Consider the following 18354-nt stretch of genomic DNA (forward strand, 5'->3'; position numbering starts at 1 on the left):
GTCAGGACCGGGGGATGTTGCGCAGATTGCTCCGCGCCATGCTGACAGCCTGGCCGGCTCCCTTGTTCAGTACGACCTTTGACATTGCCGTGGCAAATCCCAGCACCTGATCCGTGGTGATCTTGGGCGGTATGGACAGGGCATTCGGATCGGTAATCAGCTCCACCAGGGACGGGCCCGGATGTTCGAACGCCGCCCGGTAGGCGTTCATGATCTCAGCGGGGTCGCTGACCCGCACTGAATGGATACCGATGGCGGCGGCAATCTCCGCATAGTTGGTGTCCGGGACGTCCACCGCGTAGTCGGGCAGTCCGTCCACCAGCATTTCCAGCTTGACCATGCCCAGGGTGGAGTTGTTGAACAGCACCACGTTCAGGGGGAGGTTGTACATGCGGGCGGTGATGAGCTCTCCCAGCAGCATGGACAGTCCGCCGTCGCCGCAGACGGCCACTACCTGCCGGTCCGGATGCGAGAACTGGGCGCCCAGGGCATGGGAGAGCGCATTGGCCATGCTGCCGTGCAGGTAGGAACCCAGGAGCCGGCGGGTCCCGAGCGGGTTGATGTACCTGGCGGTCCAGACATTGCACATGCCGGTGTCGGCTGTGAAGATCGCGTCCCTGGACGCGGCTTCGTCGAGGAGCGAGGCGGCGTATTCCGGATGGATGGGACGCAGCTTCTCCGCCTTCTGCGTGTAGGCGCCCACCGCCTTGTTCATCAACCGGTCATGCTTTTTCAGCATCTCATCCAGGAACCTGTGGTCCTGTTTCTCCTCGACCAGGGGCAACAGTGCTTCCAAGGTGGGCAGGATGTCGCCGTGGACGGCTATGTCCACGTCGGTGCGCCGGCCCAGGTGCTCGGCGGCACGGTCCACCTGGGCTGTCTTGGTGTCCGGAAGGAACTGGTTGTACGGGAAGTCGGTGCCCAGCAGGACCAGCAGATCGGCGTCTTTGATCCCCTCGGCGGCAGCCCCATAGCCCAGCAGTCCCGTCATGCCGACGTCGAAGGGATTCTCATATTGGATGAAGTCTTTTCCCCGGAGCGAGTGGCCGACCGGCGCGTTGACCTTGGCCGCGAATTCCACCACCGCATCGTGTGCACCCTCGACGCCAATCCCGACGAAGACCGCCACTTTCCGGGCCTCGTTGACGGCCGCGGCCAGCTTTCGAACACTCTCGGCTGCGGGCACCACGGAGGCGGGGAGGAAATCGGCGGGTGAAGGGGTCGGGGCCGTTGCCTCCTGGCCGGCAATGTCGCCGGGAAGCGTGACTACCGATACCCCGCGCAGGGCAACCGCATGCTGGATGGCGCTGTGCAGGACGCGCGGGGCCTGGTCGGAGGTGCTGACCAGCTCCGAATACACCGAACATTCGGTAAACAGCCGGTCCGGGTGAGTCTCTTGGAAAAAGCCGCTGCCAATCTGGGAGCTGGGAATATGCGAGGCAATGGCCAGGACCGGGGCGCCGCTGCGGTTCGCGTCGTACAGGCCGTTGATCAGGTGCAGGTTCCCCGGGCCGCAGGAACCGGCGCAGACGGCCAGCTTCCCGGTCAGCTGGGCCTCGGCGGAGGCGGCCAGGGCGGCGGCTTCCTCATGCCGGACGTGGATCCAGTCGATCCCGCCGCGCTTGGAGCCTCCGGTGCGGCGGACGGCATCCACGATCGGGTTCAGGCTGTCCCCGACAATGCCGTAGATGCGCTGAACTCCGGCGGCGCGAAGTTGATCGATCAGTTGGGTGGCAAGCTGCTTGGCCATGAGGCGCTCCCGGCTACCGGGGCCCAGTTCTCCGGCTGGCACCCGGTGGGTGATGTAGGCGGAATAAGGAAAAACTCCGGCCAGCACCGCAGCCGTTCGAAAAGAAAGCATGCTGCCGACCGGACTTTCATGCTACGCACCGCCGCAGCGCCCTCCAAGTCCGCCCGTCCGGCGCGGCTCAGCCCAAAGGATGAAAGCGCTCAACCCCGGGGAGGGGAAACGCCGTCCTGCGCCGTTTCATCGCTGAAGTGCCCGGGGAAGCTGGTAGCGTCCATCCCAGTCAAACCGGGACCACGGCACGCCTGCACGGTGTGCGGAGTGGGTTCTCGGACAAAGTACGCGGCTGGCCCCACCCGGCAGCGGTCTCTATCCACAATTGGAGAGCCCCTATGGGTGTTGCCAGGCGCATTGTTTTCCCTGTTCTTTGGCTGGTGGTCTTCGCCGTCATTGCCGCAGCTCTGTTCAAATTGGCGTTCCTCGATGGGCTTAGTGCCCAGGCTGAAACCCAGGTTCCCTCCGCCGCGCTGCAGACCGCAACGGTGCAGGCAGTCCGGGGGAGCATCACCAACACCGTGGATGTCCAGGGATCCGTGGTGTCGGATCCGGCTGTACCTGTCCGGAGCACCAGCGACGGGTTGGTCGTTTACATCGATGCTGAGCAGGGTCAGCGGATTGAAAAGGGGGAAAGGCTCTTCCAGGTGCGCAAGCCCCTGGAAGAGCAGCCGGCACCGCAGCCGGCCGCGGAGGAGGACTCTGCGCCGGTCCCGGCGGCCCCGCGCTACACATATGTCGATGTCACTGCGGCGGCATCCGGAACCCTGGCCAGCTTTCCGGTGCTGCTCAACCAGCAGGTGAGCGTGGGTACGGAAATCGCGTCGATCGACCCTGGCACCTTCTCCGTCCAGGGCGGGCTGACCACTGACCAGCAGTTCCGCATCCTGGACCGGCCAAACACGGCAGAGGTAACCATCAACGGCGGTCCCGCGCCGTTCGCCTGCAGCGACGTCACCATGGGCAAGACCACTCCGGCAGCTGATGGCATCTCCACCCAGGCCCAGTCCCAGGCCCAGCCCGCCGTCGGGCAGCCGGCTGCCGGGCAGGGCCCGGGTACCGTGAGCTGCTCCGTCCCGGCGGATGTCTCGGTCTTCGCTGGCCTCGGAGCCGCCATCACCATTACGGCGGGCCAGTCACTGGATGCGGTGACGGTGCCAACCACGGCGGTGCAGGGCGCGGTGCAGAACGGCGTCGTCTGGGTTGTCACGGCTGCGGGTGCCTCGGAGGAACGGGCCGTCGTCCTGGGCCTGACGGACGGCCAGTCCGTGGAAATCTCCGAAGGGCTGAGCGAGGGGGAGGAGATCCTGTTGTTTGTTCCGGGTGCGGAAGCGCCGCAGGACGGATCCCAGGTCGTGTACGGCCCCGGAGTGATGGGCGGATGAGCGGGGTAACGCTGCCCCGCTCCGAACGGCGCGCGGACACCGGGTGGGCAGGACAACGGGTGCCGGAAGCCGGGGCGCTCGTCTCCATGGAAGCAGTCACCCGCAGCGTGCAGCTGCCGGATGGTGCCCTGTTGACGATTCTGGACGGCGTCGACCTCCGGGTCCACCGCGGTGACCACGTGTCCGTCGTCGGCCGTTCCGGTTCGGGCAAGTCCACGCTGCTGAATATCCTGGGCATGCTGGACCTGCCCACCACTGGCAGGATGGACTTCGACGGGATTCCCGTCGAGTCCATGAGCGGAAATGCCCGGGCAGTAAAACGGGGGAGCTCGGTGGGGTTCATTTTCCAGCAGTTCAATCTGCTGGCCGAACGTACCGCGCTGGAAAATGTGATGACACCGCTGCTTTATGCCAAGGGACGCTCCTTCTGGCAGCGGGAGAGGATTGCCGCGGACATGCTGGAGAAGGTTGGCCTGGGCAACCGGCTTAGCGACAAGCCGCAAAAGCTCTCCGGCGGTGAGCAGCAGCGGGTGGCAATTGCCCGGGCACTGGTGCGCAGGCCGGCGCTGATCCTGGCCGATGAACCCACCGGGGCGCTGGACATCACCACCGGGCAGGCAGTCATGGCGCTCCTGGCCGATGTTGTGGCCGAATCCGGTGCCGCGCTGGTCACGATTACCCACGATCCGGGCGTGGCTGCGCTCGCTGACCGGCATTACCTGCTGGACGGCGGGCACCTTCGTCCCGGGGCGGAGCCCGCGGCATGAGCCTTTCAGGAATTACGGCCACCCTGGTGGAGGCCTGGACCGAACTGCGGATCCACAAGGCCAGGATCCTGTTGGCCCTGGTGGGTGTGGCCCTCTCCGTGGCGGCCTTGACCGCTGTGGTGGGGCTGGCGGATATGGCCAGGGCGGCCATGGCCCAGGGGTCCGAGTCGCAGGGCGGACGCCCGGCAACCTTGAATGTTTCCGCCTATTCCATGGACGGATCCGAAACTGACGCCGCCGGGCTAAGGGACGCCTATGTAAATGTTGCGGAACGCTACTCCGTTGAACACTCGTCCTTGTTCCTGCCCACCCAGATTCCCTTCCAGTTCCCCGACGGCGTAGCGCAGACCGACGCCCTTGTTGTGGATGCTGACTTCGGCACCATGCGCCGCGTTAATCTGCAGACTGGAACCTGGTTTACGGAGGCGGACACCCAGCGCATGGCACCGGCAGTGATCGTCAATGAGGCGTTCTACGCCAGGATGGGTTCCCCGGACCTGGCATTGGATCCCGTGGTGGAAATCTGGAACGGCGCTCCGGTGGACGCTGTCATCACCGGGGTCCGGGCCAACACCTGGGAGCAGGAAATGCCCGCTGTCTACCTGCTGACCGCGGCGTACGACAGGCTCGGCCTGACAGGAGGGGGCATGGGCGCTTCGCCGATGCTGGAACTGTGGGTCCCGGAGGAGATTGCGCTTCCGCTGCAGGAAGCCATTACCGCTGACCTCACGGCGCAGTTCCCAAACTTCCACGCCAACGTTTACCGGAGCGACTACGCCGCGTGGGGTGACCCGTACGCGGTGATGGAACTTGTTGTCGGCGGAATCGCGGCCATGGTGATGGTCCTGGGAGCCGTTGGTCTGCTCAACATCTCCATGGTGACTGTGAAGTACCGGGTACGGGAGATCGGTATCCGGCGCAGTTTCGGCGCAACGTCCGGCAGGATTTTCTTTGGCGTGATGCTGGAATCCGTGGTCGCAACCTTCGCCGCCGGCGTGGTGGGAGTCATGGCCGCTATCGCCCTGGTCAAACTGCCGATTGTGCAGCAGCAGATCGCCTCGGGTGTGGCCGAACTGCCGCCGTTCCCCATCGAAGCGGCCCTGCTCGGACTGGGGGCGGCAACCGCCGTCGGCACGCTCGCCGGACTGATTCCGGCACTCGTTGCCGTCCGCGTGAAGGTCATTGACGCCATCCGCTACTAGCCGGACACGGCCCTAGCACCCGAGTTCGGATTCCAGGCCGTCCCGGGCGTTGCGGATCTGCTCGATATCGTCGGACAGCGAGGCCGCTGCCTGGGGCACTGTCATGGACTCATCGATGTTCGCGACGGCGTCGTCGAAGTTCGTCCAGGCATCGTCGAGGGCGGTCCGGCGGTCCTCGGCCACCGATTCCAGGGCAGGCCCCAGGTCCTGGTAAGCGTTTTCGATGGTGTCGCGCTCGGCCTGGATCTCCTCGATGGTGGAGGACGAGTCGATCGAGGCGCGGGCATCGGAGACAGCGCCGGAAAACTCTGCGTAGGCGTCGCAGGCCGACTGGGTGTTCTCCGCGGGGGTCTCGCTCCCGCTGCAGGCCGCTGCCGAGAGGGCGGCAGCGGCGAAAATGACGGTAAGGGCGAGTCGGCTGCCGGACATGGGTGCCTCCTGGGGAACCGCGGATTTCAGCTGGGCGCGGCGCTGCAGGAACCGTACGCCGGAACTACATTCTCCGTAACACCGGAGGGAAGTGGAAGGCAGCAGCCACGGTGCCGCGGAATCTGCGCTGAAAAAGGCCTGCACTGAAAAGCCCACAAAAAAGCCAGGCCCTGACTTCCCCCTGGGGGAAGTCACGGCCTGGCCGTTTCACATGCGTGCCCTCGATAGGATTCGAACCTACGGCCTGTTGCTCCGGAGGCAACCGCTCTATCCCCTGAGCTACGAGGGCGGGACACCGGTGAGAATGATCAAAATCTCGATTGATTGTTGATCGCATCGAACCGGTATGTCCTGCAGGGACTAAAGAAGCTTAGCAGGTCCGGGGCGGTGCCCGGAAACCCGGACGGAGGCATGCGCTTAATAGCCCAGGAACGGGTCGGTATGGATACGCCGGATGCCCGCCCTGCGGGCTTCCCGCCGGGTGAAGGAGACCGCCGACGGTGATCCGGCCACGAACGCCGACCGCTCGGCTGCATCCGGCACGGCCTCCAGCAGCCGCGCCGCGTCCGGGAGGCCGGGGCCGAGCCAGGTCCATCCCGGCAGCTGGGGGTCGGCTGGCGTGCATGCGAAGAGCTGCACGCCCAGATCCGCCAGTTCGTGTGCGTAGGCCAGCTCCTGCGGCGAGGAGGCGGCGTAGATCAGCACGATGTCCCGGCCGTGCATCCCTCCGGTGTGGTTGGTGCCGAGGGACCGCAGCTGGCCGGCGAAGGGCGTGATCCCGATTCCCGAGGCCACCATCAGGATTTTCCGGGACACATCGCGGGGGAGCTGAAAATCGCCGCCCACTGTCGTGGCAGTGATCCGGGTCCCCGGCTTCGCGCCCAGCAGCTTTGTCTTGAAGGAGCTTCCGGGTGAGGCAACCCGCATGGCCACGGACACCGTGCCCGCATCCGCCGGGTCCGAGGTGATGCTGAAGATCCGCCGCAGGCCCCGTCCATCCGGGTTCGGATGGGGCAGGCTTAGTTCCAGATACTGACCGGCCCGGTAACGCAGGGGACGTTCCGGAACGAACACCAGTTCCCGCGACGTCGGGGTCAGTTCACGGGTTTCGCGCAGGCGCAGGCTGATGCCGCCGCGCTGGCCGGCTGCGAAGGCCAGCAGGTTTCCGATCAGCAGCGCCAGCTCGGGGGACATAAAGACCGGTCCCACGGAGAGTGGGGTGGTGAACAGGACTCCGACGACGGCGGCCTCAGCGAGCCGCTGCCAGCGCAGGGGCGGCAGGGTCAGCGGCTCCGACAGCATGAAGCCGGCGAAGAAGATGATGGGGTAGGAAGTAAAGGCGGTGGCCAGCCCTTCCAGGGCCGGCTCGCCCGAAACGGTGAAGCGGAGAACCACAATCCCGACTGTGACGAGGACAAATACTCCGGCCATCGGCAGCAGCCGGCTCCGGTAGAGCACCAGGAACGCGGCGGGCAGCACCACGATGAGCATCAGGGGAGCGGCGGCCCACCAGACCGGCGTGTTGAGCCCGGTCAGGCCAATCACGACGGCGCCGAGAGCCGCCGGATTAAAGATGTGCCGGCGGCGCCAGACGAGGAGGTACTTCGATGCCGTGGCCGCGAACGCAGCCAGGGCAATAGTGCCGAGCTCGGGACCGCTGGTGGTCGGCCAGAAGAGGAAAAACAGCAGCAGCCCAGTGATCAGCGCCGAGTCGGTCTGCGGGAAGGTGCGGAAGAGCAGCCCCATGACGCGGCTGGCAACCAGCGTTGAAATGATGGCGGTGGCAAGAGTTGCACCCAGTTCTGCCGGTGTATAGAAAAGTGCGCCGGTCAGGGAAAGCACGAATGACCAGGCCGCCATGGCCAGCAGCAGCACCACGAGCATCCGGTACATGCTCGTTTTGCCGAGCAGGCGCTGCAGCCGTGCGGTGGGGGGACTCAGGGATACGGTCATGAAAAGAGGACTCCAGCCATAGCGTTGGAAAACTGTGCCCTGCCGTCGGAGAACATCCGGATGTACTCGAAGCTGAACTCGGCAGCGAGCAGGGCGGGATCGGTGATGAACAGTGCGGTTGCCAGGCCATCGGCGGTCATCGCGTCGGCGGCGAGGACCCAGGTGGCGGCTACGGCGTCCACCGGGCGGCCGGTGGACGCGTCGAGGACGTGGTGCAGGCCTTCGCCCCAGTTCCGGCGGTTGGCTGCGGAGGCGCAGAGTGCGCGGTCCTGAAGGTCAAGAACGCCGACCGCGGCGGCGGGGTCGAAGGGGTGTTCCAGAGCAACCCGGAGGCTCCGGGGCCCGGAATGCCGCATGTCGGAACCGGCGTCAACCACTACGGCAGCATATCCGCGTGCGGTGAGCAGCTCCCAGACGAGGTCCACCAGCTGGCCCTTTCCGGCGGCACCCACATCCACGGTGGCGGGCTGTGCCAGGGTCAGGGCCACGGCATCCGGCGGTCCCTGGCGCTGCCATGAAGCGGTGGACGTCCAGTCCGGCGCCGCAGCCGGAGGACCCTGGGGACGCAGCGGGTAGCCGGGTCCGTAGCCCAGCTGCTCCAGTGATCCGCCGACCAGCGGGTTCAGCCTGCCCTGCGTCAGCTTTTCCAAGCTGTCGAACAGGCTGAACAGGGGTGCCGTGTAACCCGGGAGGAGGCCGGTGCCGCCGGTGTGGCCGAGCGCGGACACCACGGAGTCCGGGCGAAAGCGGGACAGCGCGGCGTCATACTGATCCACGAGCGCGCGGACCTCACTGCGGGCAGCAGCGTCCAGCGGCACCTCGGTGGTGATGTGCCATTGCGTGCCGATCGCCTCGAACGCGAAGGACTCCATTGCCGCGGATCCCCTAGCTGGCCGCCTCGCCCTTGACCATCTCCAGGGCCTTGTTGAAGCCCTGGCTGGTGAGGGAGGAGCCGGCCACCTTGCCGACATCCAGACTGTCCAGCGGCTTGCCGACGACCTGCTCCTGGATACCGTCGGTGAACTCCGCCTGATAGCGCTTCGACGTCGGGTTGTTGCCCGACGGCGTTACCTCCAGGGCGGTCACGGTGCCGCCGGAGAGCGTCACCTTCACAGTGACTTCCTCCTGCTGGTTCGACGGCGGGATATAGGTTCCGGTTCCCGTGTACTCGCCGTCCGCGTAGGTGCCGGTTCCTGCAGCCGCTCCGGACTCCAGCGGGGCCGATGCGGGGGAGGAGGCCGGAGTGGAGGAGGGCGTGCCGGCCGGGTTGTCGGCGGCTCCATCAGACCCGCAGCCCGCTGTCCCCAGGAGTGTCAGCCCTGCAACGACGGTCAGGATGGGCTTCTTGGCCTGCGGTTTCACGGGTTTCTCCTTGGTCTTTGGCGGAACGTCCTGGGCGCATCCGGCCGCGGCGGCGGCCGGTCGGCCACGCGGGACGGAAAATGAGCTCCCTCTTTATTACAGCGCATGAACCCTGCAGGTTTCCTCCGGGCACCGGGAGCCCCCCGGCAGGACAAGACCCTGCGGCGGAGCCAAACGGGAGGAATAAAGGCGCGGTGCCTGTCCCCGCTATGCTTAACCAGTGACTCCTGAAGAACTCTCCTCCGCCGTAACTGCCTGCCTCAAAGACGCCATCGATGAGGGTGATTTCAGCATTGAGCTGCCCTCCGAGGTCCGCGTGGAGCGGCCGAAGAACCGGGAGCACGGCGACTGGGCCACAAATATTGCCCTCCAGCTTTCGAAGCAGGCCGGCATGAACCCCCGCCAGTTCGCGGAAATTCTGTCCTCCCGGCTGGAGAAAATCGATGGTGTGGCCAAGGTCGATATTGCCGGTCCCGGGTTCCTGAACATCACTCTCGACGCCGCTGCTGCCGGTGAACTGGCGAAGGCGATCGTGGAATCAGGCCCCGCCTACGGCCGCTCCGATGCGCTGTCCGGCACCCGGATCAACCTCGAGTTCGTTTCTGCGAACCCCACCGGTCCGATTCACCTCGGCGGTACCCGCTGGGCCGCCGTCGGCGACGCGCTGGCCCGGATCTTCGAATCCCAGGGAGCGGACGTCACCCGGGAGTACTACTTCAATGACCACGGAGCGCAGATCGACCGTTTTGCCCGGTCCCTGCTCGCCTCCGCCAAGGGCGAACCCGCCCCGGAAGACGGTTACGCCGGTGCCTACATCGAGGACATCGCCGCACGCGTCCTCGCGGCGGAGCCGAACATCATGGAACTTCCTGAGGCAGAGGCCCAGGAGCGTTTCCGGGCCATCGGCGTGGATCTTATGTTCGGTGACATCAAGGAATCGCTGCACAACTTCGGGGTCGACTTCGACGTCTACTTCCACGAGGATTCCCTCCATGAGGACGGCCATGTGGAGAAGCTGCTGGAGCAGCTCAAGGGCTCCAAGAACCTGTACGAGAAGGACGGAGCCTGGTGGCTGAACTCCACGGAGTTCGGGGACGACAAGGACCGCGTGGTCATCAAGTCCGACGGCAACGCCGCCTACATTGCCGGCGACATCGCCTACATCCAGAACAAGCGCGAGCGCGGCTTCGACCTGAACATCTACATGCTGGGAGCGGACCACCACGGTTACGTTGCGCGCCTGAAGGCCGCCGCCGCAGCCTTGGGGCATGACCCGGAGTGCGTCGAAGTACTCATTGGCCAGATGGTGAACCTGGTCAAGGACGGCAAGCCGGTCCGGATGTCCAAGCGCGCCGGCACCGTGGTCACGCTCGAGGACCTGGTCGACGCCGTTGGTGTGGACGCCGCCCGCTACACGCTGGCCCGCTTCTCCGCCGACTCGAACATCGACGTCGACCTGGACCTGCTGACCAAGCGCAGCAACGAGAACCCGGTGTTCTACGTCCAGTACGCCCACGCCCGGACCTACGCCCTGGCCCGCAACGCCGAAGCCGCCGGAGTGGACGACTCCGCGTTTGATGCCGCGCTGCTTACGCACCCCACTGAAAGTGCGCTGCTGGCAGCTCTCGGCCAGTACCCGGGGGTGGTGGCCCAGGCCAGCACCTTCCGCGAACCCCACCGTGTGGCCCGCCACCTGGAAGTCATCGCCGGCACCTACCACCGCTGGTATGACGCCTGCCGGATCGCCCCGCAGCACGGCGAGGAGATCACCGATGTCAACCGCACCCGGCTGTGGCTGAACACTGCGGCACGCCAGGTCCTGGCCAATGGGCTGGACCTGCTCGGTGTCTCCGCTCCGGAACGGATGTAGGCAGCCATGACCGCATCTAAGCTGGCACCCGCGTGGCTGAGCTTCCCCGGGGACGCGAACGCACTGTCCGAAGACATCTGGGCGCGCGATGTGAGCCGCAGTGCCAACGGGGAACTGGAAATTTCCGGTATTCCGGTCTCGGCCCTGGCCGAGGAATTCGGTACGCCGCTGTTCGTGGTTTCCGAGGCCGACTTCCGCGCCCGTGCCCGGGACTTCAAGGACTCCTTTGACGAGGCATTCGCCGAATTGTGCGGGGGAGTGGACGTCTATTACGCAGGCAAGTCCTTCCTCTGCACCGAAATTGCCCGCTGGGTAGCGGACGAGGGCCTGCGCCTGGACACCTGTTCCGGCGGGGAACTGGCCGTGGCGAAGCGGGCGGGCATTCCCGGCGCCCATCTGGGCCTGCACGGGAACAACAAGTCGGATGCCGAACTGAACCGCGCCCTGGAGATGGAACTGGGCCGGATCGTCGTCGACTCACTTCCGGAACTGGACCGGCTGGGTGCCATCGCCCAGGACCGCGGCGTCCGTGCCAACGTGATGCTCCGCCTGACTCCCGGTGTCCATGCGCACACCCACGAGTTCATTGCCACGGCGCATGAGGACCAGAAATTCGGTCTGTCCATGGCACCGGACCCGGAAACCGGAACCTCGCCCGCAGCAGCCGCTGTCGCCGCGGCGCTGGCGAACCCGGGAATCCAGCTGCTCGGACTGCACAGCCACATCGGCTCGCAGATCTTCGATCCGGCCGGCTTTGAACTGGCCGCCCGCCGCCTGCTGGCCTTTATGGCGGAGATCAAGCAGGCGCACGGCGTCGAACTTCCCGAGCTTGACCTGGGCGGCGGCTACGGCATCGCCTACACCGAAGCCGACAGCCCGCGTCCCGCGGCGGAAATCGCCCGGGCCATGGCTGCCGTGGTCGGAGCCACCTGCGCCGAACTGGAGCTGGCGGTCCCGCGGATCTCCATCGAACCCGGCCGTGCCATCGTCGGTCCGACCACCTTCACGCTCTACAGGACGGGAACCATCAAAACCGTCCGCGTTGACACCCCCGGCGGCGGCAGCGCCCCGCGCCGCTACGTTTCAGTCGACGGCGGGATGAGCGACAATGCCCGGCCGGTCCTGTACGACGCCGACTACTCCGCCGTGCTGGCCTCACGCGCCTCGAATCATGACGCGGTTATGTCGCGCGTGGTTGGCAAACACTGCGAGAGCGGGGACATAGTAGTCAGGGATGTTTACCTGCCCTCGGATGTAGACCACGGGGACCTGCTGGCCGTTCCCGGTACGGGTGCCTACTGCTGGGCGCTCTCCAGCAACTACAACTACATTGCCCGCCCGCCCGTCGTCGCTGTCCGCGATGGTGCTGCGCGGCTGATCATCCGCGGCGAAACCGAAGACGACCTGCTGGCGCGGGACGTCTCAGAACCGGCATAGGAGAAGGCACGAAATGAAGACCCTCAAAGTAGCCCTGTTGGGATGCGGCAATGTGGGATCCCAGGTGGCACGAATCCTCCTTGATGATGCCGCTGACCTGACTGCTCGCACGGGTGCCCGCCTGCAACTGACCGGCATTGCGGTGCGTAACCCGGACGCTCCGCGCGACGCGGACCTGCCCCGGGACCTGTTCACGACCGATGCCGAGAAACTGGTGGAGTCCGCGGACGTAGTCATCGAACTGATGGGCGGGATCGAACCGGCCCGGTCGCTGATCCTGCACGCCATCGGCCACGGCGCTTCCGTCGTCACCGGCAACAAGGCGCTGCTGGCCGCTGACGGTGCCTCGCTCTACGGGAAGGCCGATGCCGCGGGCGTCCGGCTGGCCTATGAAGCCGCAGTGGCCGGTGCCATTCCGATCCTAGGGCCGATCCGCCACAGCCTTTCCGGCGACCGGATCACCCGGGTGCTCGGCATTGTCAACGGCACCACCAACTACATCCTGGACCAGATGGACACGACCGGTGCGCAGTTCGCTGACGCACTGGCCGAGGCCCAGCGCCTGGGCTACGCCGAGGCTGACCCGACGGCCGATGTTGAGGGCCACGACGCCGCCGCCAAGGGGGCAATCCTTGCTTCCCTGGCCTTCCACACCACCTTCGAGATGGAGAACGTTTCCTGCGAGGGCATCTCCGCTATCACCGCCCAGGACATTGCCGCAGCGAAGGATGCCGGGTTTGTCATCAAGCTGCTCGCGATCGCCGAAAAGTTTGAGTCCGAGGGCGCCGAGGGCGTCAGCGTCCGCGTGCATCCCACGCTGCTCCCGCGCACCCACCCGCTGGCCGCCGTGCACGGCGCCTTCAACGCCGTCTTCGTCGAAGCCGAGAACGCCGGCGAGCTGATGTTCTACGGCCAGGGTGCCGGCGGAACCCCCACCGCCTCCGCCGTGATGGGCGACGTCGTTACCGTCGCCCGCCGCCTGGTCCTGGGCGGACACATGGGCGTAGAAGCTGCCTCCGGGCATGTTCCGGCCCTGCCGCTGGAGAAGGTCACCACCAGCTACAGCATCGGGTTGGACGTCGCCGACGCCCCGGGCGTGCTGTCCGCCGTCGCGCAGGTCTTCGCTGACCATGGGGTCTCGATCGAAACCATGCGGCAGACAAGCCACACCGACGCGGCGAACGCGTCGGCTGAACTGCGTTTTGTCACGCACCGCGCACCCGAGGCCGCCCTGGCGGCCACCGTCGAGGCCATCAAGGGCCTGGACGTCATCAATTCCGTCACATCCGTCCTGCGGGTAGAAGGAGTCTAGAACCGTGGCTCATCAATGGCGCGGCGTTATCCGCGAGTACGCCGACCGTCTGCCGGTTACCGACAGCACCGAGGTCATCACTCTCGGTGAGGGCGGCACACCGCTGGTTTACGCAAAGGCCCTCTCCGAGCTGACCGGCAACGATGTCTATCTCAAGGTCGAAGGCATGAACCCCACCGGGTCCTTCAAGGACCGCGGGATGACCATGGCCATGACCGCCGCTGTGGAAGCGGGAGCGAAGGCCGTTGTGTGTGCTTCCACCGGCAATACCAGCGCTTCCGCCGCTGCCTATGCCACCCAGGCCGGGATCACCTGTGCCGTTCTGGTTCCGGACGGCAAGATCTCCATGGGCAAGCTGAGCCAGGCTATTGCCCACGGCGCGCAGCTGCTTCAGGTCAACGGCAACTTCGACAACTGTCTCGAGGTGGCGCGCAAGCTGGCCGAGGCGTACCCGGTGTTCCTGGTCAACTCCGTGAACCCCGCACGCATCGAAGGCCAGAAGACCGCTTCCTTCGAGGTTGTGGACTTCCTCGGCGACGCCCCTGATTACCATCTGCTGCCCGTCGGCAACGCAGGCAACATCACGGCCTACTGGCGCGGCTACCAGGAGTACGCCCAGCCCTGGACCAATAACGCCGGCACGGAACTTCCCCCGGTCGCCACCAAGACCCCGGTCATGTGGGGCTTCCAGGCCGAAGGCGCCTCCCCGCTGGTCAAGGGACATCCGGTGACTGAGCCAGACACCATTGCCACCGCCATCCGGATCGGCAACCCCGCGTCCTGGGACCAGGCGATCGCCGCCCGCGACGAGTCCGGCGGTCTGATCGAAGCGGTGACCGACACCGAAATCCTCGAAGCCCACCGCTGGCTGTCCTCCCGCGAGGGAGTCTTTGTGGAACCGGCTTCCGCGGCCGGCGTCGCGGGTCTGCTGAAGAAGCACGCCGCAGGTGGTGCCCCCACGGGCAAGAAGATTGTCATCACCGTCACCGGACACGGCCTCAAGGACCCGCAGTGGGCGCTTCGCACCGCCGACGGCTCGGATGTTGAACCGACCAAGGTGGAGTTCGACGTCGTCAGCGTCGCCGCAGCGCTGGGCCTCGAAGAGGCCGCTCCTGCGGCAGCCAGCTAAGCGAAGCCGATGCAGGTGAAACAGGTAGACCAGGTCAGCCAGGGTGCACAGGGCACGGCATCCGCCGCGCAGGTTGCCGCCGGGCAGGACATCACCGTTCGTGTGCCGGCGACGAGTGCGAACCTGGGTCCGGGCTTCGACAGCCTGGGAATGGCCGTTGGACTGTTCGACTCGGTGCGGGTCCGCACCCGGGACTCGGGCGGCATCAGCGTGCGGGTCAGCGGAGAGGGAGCAGACACGCTCCCCACCGATGGAACACACCTGGTGGCGCGGACCATTGTGGACACCATCCGGAACGCCGGATACGGCGTTGGCGGCTTCGAGCTCATCTGCGAGAACGTTATACCCCACGGCCGTGGTCTCGGATCCTCGGCGTCGGCTATCGTCTCCGGAGTGCTGGCAGGCAACGCGCTGCTTCCTGCTGCAGCGCAGCTGGACGAGGCCGGGCTGCTGCACGCCTGTTCCGTGCTGGAGGGCCATCCGGACAATGTGGCTCCGGCGCTCAGCGGCGGCCTTGCGGTGTCGTGGGAGGACGAAGGCCGTTTCCGTTCCGTCACGGCCCAGGTCCATCCGGACGTCATTCCTGTAGTGGCAGTGCCGGCAACCGAATTGTCCACGGAAAGTGCGCGCGGACTCCTGCCGCAGAACGTCCCGCACCGTGACGCGGCCGCCAACTCCGGCCGTGCCGCCCTGCTGATGCATGCCATGGTTACCGATCCGTCCCTGCTGCTCGCGGGGACCGAGGATTTCCTGCACCAGTCCTACCGGGCCCCTGCGATGCAGCCCAGCGCCGCCCTCATCGAGACCCTGCGCGCGGCGGGTTTCGCCGCCGTTGTCTCCGGAGCGGGGCCGACCGTTATGGTTCTGGCCGCGGGCACCGATCAGGCAGCCGCTGCGGAGGCCCTGATTGTGCGTCACCTGGCCGCGCAGGCGTTGGAGAATTGGCGTGTGCTGCGGCTTGGCGTAGACCGAGATGGTGCTAGAGTGGTAGTGCACCAGCGGTAATAACCGTATTTGTGCTTCCACCGGCAGGTCGTCCGTTCTGTGGACCACCAAGGCTTCTTCCTGGACCGGATTGTGGACCGTTTTGCCTGGATATCAGCTCAGAAGCTGGTAACTGAGCATCGATCATAACGATTCGGACGGCGGGGCGGAGTCAGTCCGCGGAAACACAAGCATCGGTGTAGCCTTCCGGAGACTGCCAAGAAACGGTCAGTCGAATGATCAAAATGATCCTCGCGTTTTCCGACAGCGCAGCTGCCGAAACTCCCGTGGACTCTCCAAACAAGGCACCAGCAGATTCACCGTTGCCGGGACACTTCCTGCAGCAGGTGAACCCTGAACCGTATGTCGAATCAACGGTTCCAGGGCCATTCAACGCGGCCGGCACTGCGCCGGACCGCCCGACGAGGGGGAAGGATCCTTCGTGACAGATACCACCGACCTGACTGCAGGTGTGGACTCATCAGCATCCGCCGGTTCCAACGGTGAAGCAAATTCCAAGAGCTCCGGGCTCGCCGGCCTGAAGCTTGCACAGCTGCAGGCACTGGCAGGCCAGCTGGGCATCACCGGGGGATCGCGCATGCGCAAGGGAGACCTGGTTACGGCCATCTCCAACCACCAGCGCGGCGGCTCCGTCGCAGACCGCCCGGTCCGCGGCTCCAAGTCTGAAGCCCCGCAGGGCGAGAAGGCCGGGTCTGAGCATTCGGCTAAGGCATCGGCCCCGGCCGAAACCGCGCCGGCGGCCAAGGCAGATGCCCAGGACACCGCCAGCAGCGAACAGGCCACCGAGCGTCCGGCCCGCACGCGCAACCGCAACCGCCGCGCTGCGAGCGACGGCGTGGTTACTCCTGCCGGCAGCGACGCCGCAGAAGCTCCGCAGGCTGATGCACCCGCAGCTGCCGCTGCCCCTGCCGCTGCTGAAAGCGGCCGGGAAGAGGGCCAGCGGGAGCGCGGCCGCAACCGCCGCAACCGCCGCAACGACGGCGAAAACAGCGGTGACGACACCGCGAACAACGGCCAGGAAGCCGCTTCGGAAAAGCCGGCCGAAAAGCAGGAGGGCTCCCGCGAGGAAGACCGCTCCGAGCGCCAGGGCCGCAGCCGCAACCGCAATGAGCGCGGCGACCGCGAGAACAACCGCGGTGACCGTGACGGCAACCGCAATGAGCGCGGCGACCGCGAGAACAACCGCAGTGACCGTGACGGCAACCGCAGCGAGAACAGCCGCAGTGACCGTGACGGTAACCGGAACGACGGTAACCGCGATTCCGACGGCGATGACAACAGCCGCAGCGGACGCAACCGCCGCAACCGCAACCGGAACGACCGCAGCGAGCGCAATGACCGCAATGACCGGTTCCGCGACCGCAACGAGCGCCGCCGCAACCGCGACCGCAGCCCCGATGTCGACGACGTCGAGGTCACCGAGGATGATGTCCTGCTGCCCGTCGCCGGCATCCTGGACGTGCTGGAGAACTACGCGTTCGTCCGCACTTCCGGTTACCTGCCGGGCCCGAACGACGTTTATGTTTCCCTGGCCCAGGTCAAGAAGTACAACCTGCGCAAGGGCGACGCCGTCGTTGGTGCCATCCGCGCTCCGCGTGACGGCGAAAACCAGGGCAACACCGCACGCCAGAAGTTCAATGCGCTGGTCCGCCTGACCTCGGTCAACGGCAAACCGGCGGAGGACAACAAGGACCGCGTGGAGTTCTCCAAGCTGGTTCCGCTCTACCCCTCCGAGCGCCTGCGCCTGGAGACCTCCGCAAAGGTCATCGGACCCCGGGTCATCGACCTGGTGGCCCCGATCGGCAAGGGCCAGCGCGGCCTGATCGTTTCGCCGCCGAAGGCCGGCAAGACGCTGATCCTGCAGGCGATCGCCAACGCGATCACCATCAACAACCCCGAAGTGCACCTGATGATGGTCCTCGTGGACGAACGTCCCGAAGAAGTCACCGACATGCAGCGCACCGTCAAGGGCGAGGTCATTGCCTCCACCTTCGACCGTCCCGCCGATGACCACACCACGGTTGCCGAACTCGCCATCGAGCGGGCAAAGCGCCTTGTGGAAATGGGCAACGACGTCGTCGTCCTCCTGGACTCCATGACCCGCCTGGGCCGTGCCTACAACCTGGCCGCTCCGGCGTCGGGCCGTATCCTCTCCGGCGGTGTCGATTCCTCGGCCCTGTACCCGCCGAAGCGTTTCTTCGGTGCTGCCCGCAACATCGAAAACGGCGGCTCGCTGACCATCCTGGCCACTGCGCTCGTCGAGACCGGGTCCAAGATGGACGAGGTCATCTTCGAGGAGTTCAAGGGCACCGGCAACATGGAACTGCGCCTTTCCCGCAACCTTGCGGACAAGCGCATCTTCCCGGCCGTGGACGTCAACGCTTCGGGCACGCGCCGCGAAGAGAACCTGCTCTCTCCGGACGAGGTCAAGATCATGTGGAAGCTGCGCCGGGTCCTTTCGGGCCTGGATACGCAGCAGGCACTGGAACTGCTGACCAACAAGATCAAGGAAACGCAGTCCAACGTCGAGTTCCTGATGCAGGTCCAGAAGACCACCCTGGGCAACAAGAACGATTAGCTGCCTGACCTAGCCGCTCATGCCCCTTGGCCCTCTTTGGAGGGTGAAGGGGCCTGGGCGGCTTGGCGGTTAACCGGCAGGTGGTCCTCCGGGCGAGAATGGTTCAAGACAGCAACGGGATTCG

The 18354-nt window shown here is 65.9% G+C and carries 14 protein-coding genes and 1 tRNA gene; 9 read left to right on the plus strand and 6 right to left on the minus strand.

The window, feature by feature from the left end:
* Position 1: 1 nt before the first annotated feature.
* On the minus strand, positions 2-1750 hold the full coding sequence (locus tag H9638_RS10655; protein WP_191747147.1) for a pyruvate dehydrogenase: 1749 nt from the start codon (positions 1748-1750) through the stop codon (positions 2-4).
* A gap of 389 nt (positions 1751-2139) precedes the next feature.
* Between H9638_RS10655 and H9638_RS10660 the strand changes: the two genes are divergently transcribed.
* The 3 genes from H9638_RS10660 to H9638_RS10670 all read left to right on the plus strand — a co-directional run bounded on the left by H9638_RS10660 (position 2140) and on the right by H9638_RS10670 (position 5155).
* On the plus strand, positions 2140-3186 hold the full coding sequence (locus H9638_RS10660; RefSeq protein WP_191747148.1) for an efflux RND transporter periplasmic adaptor subunit: 1047 nt from the start codon (positions 2140-2142) through the stop codon (positions 3184-3186).
* An 86-nt stretch (positions 3187-3272) separates the two neighbouring features.
* Positions 3273-3953, plus strand: coding sequence for an ABC transporter ATP-binding protein (locus tag H9638_RS10665; RefSeq protein WP_225217322.1), 681 nt, complete (start codon positions 3273-3275; stop codon positions 3951-3953).
* Positions 3950-5155, plus strand: a complete 1206-nt coding sequence (locus H9638_RS10670) for an ABC transporter permease (RefSeq protein ID WP_191747150.1) — start codon at positions 3950-3952, stop codon at positions 5153-5155. Before H9638_RS10665 ends, H9638_RS10670 begins: the two co-directional genes overlap by 4 nt.
* A 12-nt stretch (positions 5156-5167) precedes the next feature.
* On the opposite strand, the gene H9638_RS10675 is transcribed toward H9638_RS10670, so the two are convergent.
* The 5 genes from H9638_RS10675 to H9638_RS10695 form a co-directional block, all read right to left on the minus strand.
* Positions 5168-5584: a hypothetical protein gene (locus H9638_RS10675; protein ID WP_191747151.1), complete on the minus strand. Its 417-nt coding sequence runs from the start codon at positions 5582-5584 to the stop codon at positions 5168-5170.
* A gap of 216 nt (positions 5585-5800) precedes the next feature.
* Positions 5801-5873 (minus strand) — tRNA-Arg (locus H9638_RS10680).
* Positions 5874-6001: 128 nt separating this feature from the next.
* On the minus strand, positions 6002-7537 hold the full coding sequence (locus H9638_RS10685; protein WP_191747152.1) for an FAD-dependent oxidoreductase: 1536 nt from the start codon (positions 7535-7537) through the stop codon (positions 6002-6004).
* Entirely contained in the window at positions 7534-8409 is an 876-nt protein-coding gene (locus H9638_RS10690; RefSeq protein WP_191747153.1) for an FAD:protein FMN transferase, read from the minus strand. Before H9638_RS10690 ends, H9638_RS10685 begins: the two co-directional genes overlap by 4 nt.
* Before the next feature lie 13 nt (positions 8410-8422).
* Entirely contained in the window at positions 8423-8899 is a 477-nt protein-coding gene (locus tag H9638_RS10695) for an FMN-binding protein (RefSeq protein ID WP_191747154.1), read from the minus strand.
* A 220-nt stretch (positions 8900-9119) separates the two neighbouring features.
* On the opposite strand from H9638_RS10695, the gene argS reads away from it, so the two are divergent.
* From argS to rho, 6 genes are all read left to right on the plus strand, one after another.
* Positions 9120-10769, plus strand: a complete 1650-nt coding sequence (gene argS, locus H9638_RS10700) for an arginine--tRNA ligase (protein ID WP_191747155.1) — start codon at positions 9120-9122, stop codon at positions 10767-10769.
* A gap of 6 nt (positions 10770-10775) precedes the next feature.
* The gene (gene lysA, locus H9638_RS10705; protein ID WP_191747156.1) at positions 10776-12206 is read left to right on the plus strand and encodes a diaminopimelate decarboxylase; all 1431 of its coding nucleotides are present in this window, start codon (positions 10776-10778) and stop codon (positions 12204-12206) included.
* Positions 12207-12219: 13 nt separating this feature from the next.
* Positions 12220-13518, plus strand: a complete 1299-nt coding sequence (locus H9638_RS10710; protein WP_191747157.1) for a homoserine dehydrogenase — start codon at positions 12220-12222, stop codon at positions 13516-13518.
* Positions 13519-13522: 4 nt separating this feature from the next.
* The gene (gene thrC / locus H9638_RS10715) at positions 13523-14647 is read left to right on the plus strand and encodes a threonine synthase (RefSeq protein WP_191747158.1); all 1125 of its coding nucleotides are present in this window, start codon (positions 13523-13525) and stop codon (positions 14645-14647) included.
* A gap of 15 nt (positions 14648-14662) precedes the next feature.
* Positions 14663-15652, plus strand: coding sequence for a homoserine kinase (thrB, locus tag H9638_RS10720; protein WP_318241853.1), 990 nt, complete (start codon positions 14663-14665; stop codon positions 15650-15652).
* 421 nt (positions 15653-16073) lie between these two features.
* Positions 16074-18230 carry a transcription termination factor Rho gene (gene rho / locus H9638_RS10725; RefSeq protein WP_191747160.1) on the plus strand — a complete coding sequence of 719 codons (2157 nt, stop codon included), beginning with the start codon at positions 16074-16076 and terminating at the stop codon, positions 18228-18230.
* Positions 18231-18354 lie beyond the last annotated feature (124 nt).

The organism is Arthrobacter pullicola (assembly GCF_014836875.1).
In the GTDB taxonomy this organism is placed as follows: Bacteria; Actinomycetota; Actinomycetes; order Actinomycetales; family Micrococcaceae; genus Arthrobacter_B; species Arthrobacter_B pullicola.

Excerpts from the sequence above, each read along its gene's own strand:
- H9638_RS10710 (WP_191747157.1), top strand. The coding sequence starts at position 12,220 with ATGAAGACCCTCAAAGTAGCCCTGTTGGGATGCGGCAATGTGGGATCC.
- H9638_RS10690 (WP_191747153.1), bottom strand. The coding sequence starts at position 8,409 with ATGGAGTCCTTCGCGTTCGAGGCGATCGGCACGCAATGGCACATCACC.
- H9638_RS10685 (WP_191747152.1), bottom strand. The coding sequence starts at position 7,537 with ATGACCGTATCCCTGAGTCCCCCCACCGCACGGCTGCAGCGCCTGCTC.
- H9638_RS10655 (WP_191747147.1), bottom strand. The coding sequence starts at position 1,750 with ATGGCCAAGCAGCTTGCCACCCAACTGATCGATCAACTTCGCGCCGCC.
- H9638_RS10670 (WP_191747150.1), top strand. The coding sequence starts at position 3,950 with ATGAGCCTTTCAGGAATTACGGCCACCCTGGTGGAGGCCTGGACCGAA.
- lysA (WP_191747156.1), top strand. The coding sequence starts at position 10,776 with ATGACCGCATCTAAGCTGGCACCCGCGTGGCTGAGCTTCCCCGGGGAC.
- H9638_RS10675 (WP_191747151.1), bottom strand. The coding sequence starts at position 5,584 with ATGTCCGGCAGCCGACTCGCCCTTACCGTCATTTTCGCCGCTGCCGCC.
- H9638_RS10665 (WP_225217322.1), top strand. The coding sequence starts at position 3,273 with ATGGAAGCAGTCACCCGCAGCGTGCAGCTGCCGGATGGTGCCCTGTTG.
- H9638_RS10660 (WP_191747148.1), top strand. The coding sequence starts at position 2,140 with ATGGGTGTTGCCAGGCGCATTGTTTTCCCTGTTCTTTGGCTGGTGGTC.